The sequence below is a fragment of the Rhodoplanes roseus genome (assembly GCF_003258865.1).
GTDB classification, from domain to species: domain Bacteria; phylum Pseudomonadota; class Alphaproteobacteria; order Rhizobiales; family Xanthobacteraceae; genus Rhodoplanes; species Rhodoplanes roseus.
In genome coordinates this window covers 22,495-29,035 of record NZ_NPEX01000055.1, presented here as the reverse complement: position 1 = coordinate 29,035, position 6,541 = coordinate 22,495, and the positions used below count along the sequence as shown (strand labels likewise).

Genomic DNA, 6,541 nt, shown 5'->3' with positions numbered 1-6,541 from the left:
CCCTGGCCGGCCGGAGCCGGCCAGGGCGCCCAAGGACTGCCTTATCGTACCGCCGCCGAGGTGGATCGGCTTTCCCCCGCGGCGGTCTTCAACACTGCGTCGATCGCCTTGCCGACGTCCGCGATGGGCGCCATGCCGTCGATCGTCCGCAACTTTCCCTTGCCCTGATAGTACGCCGCAAGCGGCGCCGTCTGGGACCGGTAGGCCTCCAGCCGGGTCTTCAGGGCATCGGCATTGTCGTCGGCCCGCAGGGCTTCGCCCCGGGCCGTCATCTCGCGCACACGCGTCTCGACGCGGTGGAGGAGCGCCTTCTCGTCGACCTTGAGCTCGACGACCGCATCGAGCGCCAGGCCCTTCTCGGCCAGCATTCGCTCGAGCGCCTCGGCCTGCGGCACGGTGCGCGGAAAGCCGTCCAGGATGAACCCGTTGGCCGCATCCGGCTCGCTGATCCGGTCGGCCACGATGGCCACCACCACCTCGTCGGGGACGAGGTCGCCGCGGGCCATGATGTCCTTCGCCTTCAGCCCCACCGGCGTGCCGGCCTTGACGGCGGCGCGGAGCATGTCGCCGGTCGAGAGCTGCACGATGGCGTAGGACTTGACCAGATGCTGAGCCTGGGTGCCCTTGCCGGCCCCGGGCGGACCAAGGAGGATCAGTCTCATCGACGTCGACCTCTCAGCTTGGATTTCTTGATCAGGCCTTCGTACTGGTGGGCCAGCAGGTAGCCCTGGATCTGGGCGACCGTGTCCATGGTGACGCTGACCACGATCAGCAGCGACGTGCCGCCGAAGTAGAACGGCACCGAGGCGTAGGAGATCAGGATCTCCGGGATCAGGCAGACGACCGCCAGGTAGGCCGCACCGACGACCGTGATGCGCGACAGAACGTAGTCGATGTACTCGGCGGTCCGCTCGCCCGGCCGGATGCCGGGAATGAAGCCGCCGTGCTTCTTCAGGTTGTCGGCCGTCTCGGTCGGGTTGAACACGATCGCCGTGTAGAAGAAGGCGAAGAAGACGATCAGGCCGATATAGAGCAGCAGGAACAGCGGACGGCCGTGTCCGAGCTGCGTCGTGATGATGCTCAGCCACTCCGGCCCCTGCCCCGCATTGAGGTTGGCGACCGTGGTCGGCAGCAGCAGCAGCGACGAGGCGAAGATCGGCGGGATGACGCCCGAGGTATTGAGCTTGAGCGGCAGATGCGAGGTCTGGCCCTCGAACATCCGGTTGCCGATCTGGCGCTTCGGATACTGGATCAGCAGCCGGCGCTGGGCCCGCTCCATGAACACGATGAAGCCGATCACCGCGACCGACATGACCATGATCAGCAGGATGACGCCGGTCGACATGGCGCCCTGGCGACCGAGCTCGAACATGCCGACGAGGGCGCCGGGCAGCTCGGCCACGATGCCGGCCAGGATGATCAGCGAGATGCCGTTGCCGATGCCGCGCGCCGTGATCTGCTCGCCCAGCCACATCAGGAACATCGTGCCGCCCGTCAGGGTGATGACGGTGGAGATGCGGAAGAAGAAGCCCGGATCGCTGACGACGGAGCCCGCGCCCTCGAGGCCGACCGAGATGCCGTAGGCCTGGAATACCGAGAGCACGACAGTCAGATAACGGGTGTACTGGTTGATGACCTTGCGGCCGGACTCGCCCTCTTTCTTGAGGTTCTCCAGGGCCGGCGACACCGTGGTCAGCAGCTGAATGATGATCGATGCCGAGATGTACGGCATGATGTTCAGGGCGAAGATGGCCATCCGGTGGATGCCGCCGCCCGCGAACATGTTGAACATGCCCAGGATGCCGCCCGCCTGGGTGCGGAAGATCTGCTCCCACTGGCCCGGATCGATGCCGGGCAGCGGAATGTAGGTGCCGAGCCGGTACACCAGCAGAGCGCCGAGCGTGAACCAGATTCGCTTCTTCAGCTCCTCGGCCTTGGCGAGGGCCGAGAAGTTGAGGTTGGCTGCGAGTTGCTCTGCTGCAGAAACCATGTCGAGGCTCCGGTGGCCGCTGCCGGGCGCACGCCCGGCCGGCGTTTCCCGCTATATAGGGATCAGCCGGCCTGTTCGCCCGTCTCTTTGCGCGGCGCCAGCACCTTCACGGTGCCACCGAGCTTCTCGACGGCCGCGACCGCCGACGCCGAGGCGCCGTACACCTCGAGCTGCAGCTTGGACGTGAGGGTGTCGGCACCGTTGCCGAGCAGCCGGACGCCGTCGCGGGCACGACGCAGAACGCCGGCCTGGACCAGCGCCGTCACGTCGATCACGGCGTTCGGATCGAGCCGGCCCTTGTCGACCGCGGCCTGCAGCCGGCCGAGATTCACCTCGCACAGGGTCAGCGCGAAGATGTTGTTGAAGCCGCGCTTCGGCAGCCGCCGATGCAACGGCATCTGGCCGCCTTCGAACCCCTTGATGGCGACGCCGGTGCGGGCCGTCTGGCCCTTGCCGCCGCGCCCGCCGGTCTTGCCCTTGCCGGAGCCGATGCCGCGGCCGACGCGCATGCGCGACTTGCGGGCGCCGGGCTTGTCGGCGATCTCGTTGAGCTTCATGACAGTTCCTCGGTCTCTTCGGGGTCGCGCGGGTCGATTACGGCGCCCTGCGGGGGGCGGCCCGACCGGCCGGGATGACCCCGGCCGCGACCAGACTTACTCTTCCACCACCCGGACGAGGTGGTGCACCTTGGTGATCATGCCGCGCACCGACGGGGTGTCCTGCAGTTCGGACACCCGACCGATGCGATTGAGGCCGAGGCCGATCAGCGTCTCGCGCTGATCGTGGCGCCGACGGATCGGGCTGCCGATCTGCTCGACCTTGAGGGTCTTGGTATCGCTCGCCATCGTCGCTTCTCCCGGGCCGCTCACTCGCTCGCGGCCTGGTCGTCGGCGCCTTCACGGCGACGCGACTGCAGCGACGAGACCTTGATGTTGCGGCGGGCCGCGACCGAGCGCGGCGAATCCTGGTGCTTCAGCGCGTCGAAGGTCGCCCGCACCATGTTGTACGGGTTCGACGAGCCGATCGACTTCGCCACCACGTCCTGCATGCCCAGCGTCTCGAAGACGGCGCGCATCGGGCCGCCCGCGATGATGCCGGTACCGGCCGGAGCCGCCCGCAGATAGACCTTGCCGGCGCCGTGACGACCCGCCACGTCGTGATGCAGGGTACGACCCTCGCGCAGCGGCACCCGGATCAGGCCACGCTTGGCCGCGTCGGTCGCCTTGCGGATCGCCTCCGGAACCTCGCGAGCCTTGCCGTGACCGAAGCCGACCCGGCCCTTCTGGTCGCCGACGACGACCAGCGCCGCGAAGCCGAAGCGCCGACCGCCCTTCACCACCTTGGCGACGCGGTTGATGTGGACCAGCTTGTCGGTGAACTCGCTGTCCCGATCGTCGCGGTCACGTCCGTGTTCACGTGCCATCTGAAACCGTCTCCCTCGGGCGATCGCCCGTCATCGCCCTAGAAATTCAGCCCGCCCTCGCGGGCGCCGTCCGCCAGCGCCTTGACGCGACCATGATAGATGTAGCCGCCGCGGTCGAAGACCACGTCCTTGACGCCCTTGGCGACCGCCCGCTCCGCGAGGAGCTTGCCGACCACCTTTGCGGCGTCCTTGTCGGCCCCGGTCTTGAGGCTGGACCGAAGGTCCTTCTCCAGCGTCGACGCTGCCGCCACGGTCACGCCCTTCAGGTCGTCGATGACCTGGGCGTAAATGTGCTGGGACGAACGGAACACCGAAAGCCGCAGCCGGTCGCCGGCCGCCGCCTTGATGGCCCGGCGGACCCGGTTGGTGCGCCGCGCCGTCTTGATACTGAGCCTGGACATCGTGCGCTCCGCTATTTCTTCTTGCCTTCCTTGCGGAAGATGTATTCGCCAGCGTACTTGACGCCCTTGCCCTTGTAGGGCTCGGGCGGGCGGAACGCGCGGATTTCGGCGGCCACCTGGCCGACCTTCTGCTTGTCGATCCCGCTGATCACCACCTCGGTCGGCTTCGGCGTGACGATCGCGATCCCTTCCGGGATCGGATAGACGACGTCGTGGCTGAAACCGAGCGCGATCTGCAGGTTCTTGCCCTGGACGGCGGCGCGATAGCCGACGCCGACGATCTCCAGCTTCTGCTCGAAGCCCTTGGTGACGCCGGTGAACAGGTTCGAGACGAGAGTGCGCGAGGTGCCCCACATGGAGCGCGCCCGCTTGGTCTCGTTGCGCGGATCGACCTTCACGGAGCCCTGCTCCATCTTCACGACGACGTCGTCGGGAAGAACGAGCTGCAGGGCACCCTTCGGGCCCTTCGCCTTGAGGGTCTGCCCCTCGAGGTTCGCGGTGACTCCGGACGGGACCGGCACCGCTTTCTTGCCGATGCGAGACATGCTGGCCCCTTTAGAACACGGTGCAGAGAATCTCGCCGCCCACGTTCGCGTCACGCGCGGCGTGGTCGGCCATGACGCCCTTCGGCGTCGACACGACGGCGATGCCGAGGCCGTTATTGACCCGCGGCAGCGCCTTGACCGAGGCGTAGACGCGGCGGCCGGGCTTCGACACGCGGGCGATCTCGCGGATCACCGGGGCGCCGTCGAAATACTTCAGCTCGATATCGAACTCGGTGCGGCCGTCCGCGTGCTCGGTGGCCGAGAAGTCGCGGATGTAGCCTTCGCTCTTGAGCACCTCGAGCACGCTCGCGCGCAGCTTCGAGCCCGGGGTCGACACCCGCGACTTGGCGCGCATCTGCGCGTTGCGGATGCGTGTGATCATGTCGCCGATCGGATCGTTCATGGCGATGCCCTCCTCACCAGCTCGACTTGAGGAGGCCCGGGATCAGGCCCTTGGAGCCGAGCTCCCGAAGCGCGATCCGGCTCATCTTGAGCTTGCGGTAATAGGCGCGCGGCCGACCGGTCACCTCGCAGCGATTGCGGATGCGGGTCGCCGAACCGTTGCGCGGCATCTCCGCCAGCTTGAGGGCCGCGGCGAAGCGCTCCTCCATCGGCGTGTTCTTGTCGTTGGCCTCGGCCTTCAGGCGGGCGCGCTTCTCCGCCTGCTGGGCGACGAGCTTGCGCCGGTTCTCGTTCTTTTCGACAGAGCTCTTCTTCGCCATGCGATGCTCCTAACTCCGCGTCTGAGACGGAAACGAAATCCGACTCACTGCCGGAACGGGAAGTTGAATGCGGCCAGCAGCGCGCGCCCTTCGGCATCGCTGCGCGCCGTGGTGCAGACCGTGATGTCCATGCCCCACACCTCGGCGACCCGGTCGTAGTCGATCTCGGGGAACACGATGTGCTCCTTGACGCCGAGCGTGTAGTTGCCGCCGCCGTCGAAGCTCTTCGGATTGAGCCCGCGGAAGTCCCGCACGCGCGGCAGCGCGATGTTGATCAGCCGGTCGACGAACTCGTACATCCGGTCCTTGCGGAGCGTCACCTTGCAGCCGATCGCCTGGCCCTCGCGGACCTTGAAGGTCGCGATGGACTTGCGGGCCTTGGTGATCACCGGACGCTGGCCCGAGATCAGCGCGAGATCGGCCGCGGCCTGCTCGACCTTCTTGCGGTCGTTCACGCCTTCGCCGACGCCCATGTTGATCACGATCTTGGTGATCTTGGGCACCTCGAACTGGTTCTTGTAGCCGAACTCCTCGGTCAGCTTCTTCTTGACCGTCTGGTCGTACTGGACGCGCAGGCGCGACGGGCCCTTGAACGCCTCGACCGGACCGCCGGCGTTCTTCGGAGCGGCGGCCTTCGCGGCCTTGGCGGCGGCCTTCTCGGCCTTCGGGTTCGGAGCGCCGCCCTTGGGGGTCTTCGCGCCGGCGTCCGGCTTGGCGCCCTTCTTGGCGTCCTTCTTGTCCTCAGCCATTGATCTCGGCTCCCGAACGCTTGGCGACACGCACCTTCTTGCCGTCCGCCAGAACTTTGAATCCGATCCGGGTCGGCTTTCCGTCCTTCGGATCGGCGACGGCCAGGTTCGACAGATGCACCGGCGCTTCCTTGGAGATGATGCCGCCTTCCTGGTTGGCGGACTGGCGCTGGTGACGCTTGACCATGTTGACGCCGCGCACCAAGGCGCGGTTCTCGGTCGGGCGCACCTCGATCACCTCGCCGGTGCGGCCCTTGTCGCGTCCCGTGAGAACGACGACCTTGTCGCCCTTGCGGATCTTCGCAGCCATCACAGAACCTCCGGGGCGAGCGAAATGATCTTCATGTGGTTCTTGGCGCGGAGCTCGCGCGGCACCGGTCCGAAGATACGGGTTCCGACCGGCTCCATCTGCGGATTGATCAGCACGGCGGCGTTCCGGTCGAACCGGATCACCGAACCGTCGGAGCGGCGAATGTCCTTCGCCACCCGGACGACGACCGCCTTCATGACGTCGCCCTTCTTCACGCGGCCGCGCGGGATCGCCTCCTTCACGGACACCACGATGACGTCCCCGATGGTCGCGTACTTGCGCTTGGAGCCGCCCAGCACCTTGATGCACATGACACGGCGCGCGCCGGAATTGTCCGCCACGTCGAGATTGGTCTGCATCTGGATCATGATGAGCCGCCTCTTGTTCTTTCGTGTTGAGCG

The 6,541-nt window shown here is 66.9% G+C and carries 12 protein-coding genes; all 12 read right to left on the bottom strand.

Annotation, left to right across the window (positions count from 1 at the left end; all coding sequences use genetic code 11):
• Positions 1-41: 41 nt before the first annotated feature.
• The gene (locus CH341_RS10635) at positions 42-662 is read right to left on the bottom strand and encodes an adenylate kinase (RefSeq protein ID WP_111419010.1); all 621 of its coding nucleotides are present in this window, start codon (positions 660-662) and stop codon (positions 42-44) included.
• Positions 659-1,990 carry a preprotein translocase subunit SecY gene (secY, locus tag CH341_RS10630; RefSeq protein ID WP_111419009.1) on the bottom strand — a complete coding sequence of 444 codons (1,332 nt, stop codon included), beginning with the start codon at positions 1,988-1,990 and terminating at the stop codon, positions 659-661. The genes CH341_RS10635 and secY overlap by 4 nt, the downstream gene beginning before the upstream one ends.
• A 62-nt stretch (positions 1,991-2,052) precedes the next feature.
• Entirely contained in the window at positions 2,053-2,547 is a 495-nt protein-coding gene (gene rplO, locus CH341_RS10625) for a 50S ribosomal protein L15 (RefSeq protein ID WP_111419008.1), read from the bottom strand.
• 96 nt (positions 2,548-2,643) lie between these two features.
• Positions 2,644-2,835 (bottom strand): 50S ribosomal protein L30, encoded by a 192-nt coding sequence (rpmD, locus tag CH341_RS10620; protein ID WP_111419007.1) that lies wholly within the window; start codon positions 2,833-2,835, stop codon positions 2,644-2,646.
• A 20-nt stretch (positions 2,836-2,855) separates the two neighbouring features.
• A complete protein-coding gene (rpsE, locus tag CH341_RS10615) occupies positions 2,856-3,413 on the bottom strand; it encodes a 30S ribosomal protein S5 (RefSeq protein ID WP_111419006.1) in 558 nt (185 codons plus the stop codon).
• A 38-nt stretch (positions 3,414-3,451) separates the two neighbouring features.
• The gene (gene rplR / locus CH341_RS10610; RefSeq protein WP_111419005.1) at positions 3,452-3,814 is read right to left on the bottom strand and encodes a 50S ribosomal protein L18; all 363 of its coding nucleotides are present in this window, start codon (positions 3,812-3,814) and stop codon (positions 3,452-3,454) included.
• Positions 3,815-3,825: 11 nt separating this feature from the next.
• Entirely contained in the window at positions 3,826-4,359 is a 534-nt protein-coding gene (rplF, locus tag CH341_RS10605; protein WP_111419004.1) for a 50S ribosomal protein L6, read from the bottom strand.
• Between the two features lie 10 nt (positions 4,360-4,369).
• Positions 4,370-4,768, bottom strand: coding sequence for a 30S ribosomal protein S8 (rpsH, locus tag CH341_RS10600; RefSeq protein WP_111419003.1), 399 nt, complete (start codon positions 4,766-4,768; stop codon positions 4,370-4,372).
• 7 nt (positions 4,769-4,775) lie between these two features.
• Entirely contained in the window at positions 4,776-5,081 is a 306-nt protein-coding gene (gene rpsN / locus CH341_RS10595; protein WP_111419002.1) for a 30S ribosomal protein S14, read from the bottom strand.
• 44 nt (positions 5,082-5,125) lie between these two features.
• A complete protein-coding gene (gene rplE, locus CH341_RS10590) occupies positions 5,126-5,830 on the bottom strand; it encodes a 50S ribosomal protein L5 (RefSeq protein ID WP_111419001.1) in 705 nt (234 codons plus the stop codon).
• Positions 5,823-6,140 carry a 50S ribosomal protein L24 gene (rplX, locus tag CH341_RS10585; RefSeq protein ID WP_111383547.1) on the bottom strand — a complete coding sequence of 106 codons (318 nt, stop codon included), beginning with the start codon at positions 6,138-6,140 and terminating at the stop codon, positions 5,823-5,825. Before rplX ends, rplE begins: the two co-directional genes overlap by 8 nt.
• Positions 6,140-6,508: a 50S ribosomal protein L14 gene (gene rplN, locus CH341_RS10580; RefSeq protein WP_111419000.1), complete on the bottom strand. Its 369-nt coding sequence runs from the start codon at positions 6,506-6,508 to the stop codon at positions 6,140-6,142. The genes rplX and rplN overlap by 1 nt, the downstream gene beginning before the upstream one ends.
• Positions 6,509-6,541: the final 33 nt, after the last annotated feature.

Coding starts and splice junctions, on each gene's coding strand:
- CH341_RS10635 (WP_111419010.1), bottom strand. CDS start 662: ATGAGACTGATCCTCCTTGGTCCGCCCGGGGCCGGCAAGGGCACCCAG.
- secY (WP_111419009.1), bottom strand. CDS start 1,990: ATGGTTTCTGCAGCAGAGCAACTCGCAGCCAACCTCAACTTCTCGGCC.
- rplO (WP_111419008.1), bottom strand. CDS start 2,547: ATGAAGCTCAACGAGATCGCCGACAAGCCCGGCGCCCGCAAGTCGCGC.
- rpmD (WP_111419007.1), bottom strand. CDS start 2,835: ATGGCGAGCGATACCAAGACCCTCAAGGTCGAGCAGATCGGCAGCCCG.
- rpsE (WP_111419006.1), bottom strand. CDS start 3,413: ATGGCACGTGAACACGGACGTGACCGCGACGATCGGGACAGCGAGTTC.
- rplR (WP_111419005.1), bottom strand. CDS start 3,814: ATGTCCAGGCTCAGTATCAAGACGGCGCGGCGCACCAACCGGGTCCGC.
- rplF (WP_111419004.1), bottom strand. CDS start 4,359: ATGTCTCGCATCGGCAAGAAAGCGGTGCCGGTCCCGTCCGGAGTCACC.
- rpsN (WP_111419002.1), bottom strand. CDS start 5,081: ATGGCGAAGAAGAGCTCTGTCGAAAAGAACGAGAACCGGCGCAAGCTC.
- rplE (WP_111419001.1), bottom strand. CDS start 5,830: ATGGCTGAGGACAAGAAGGACGCCAAGAAGGGCGCCAAGCCGGACGCC.
- rplX (WP_111383547.1), bottom strand. CDS start 6,140: ATGGCTGCGAAGATCCGCAAGGGCGACAAGGTCGTCGTTCTCACGGGA.
- rplN (WP_111419000.1), bottom strand. CDS start 6,508: ATGATCCAGATGCAGACCAATCTCGACGTGGCGGACAATTCCGGCGCG.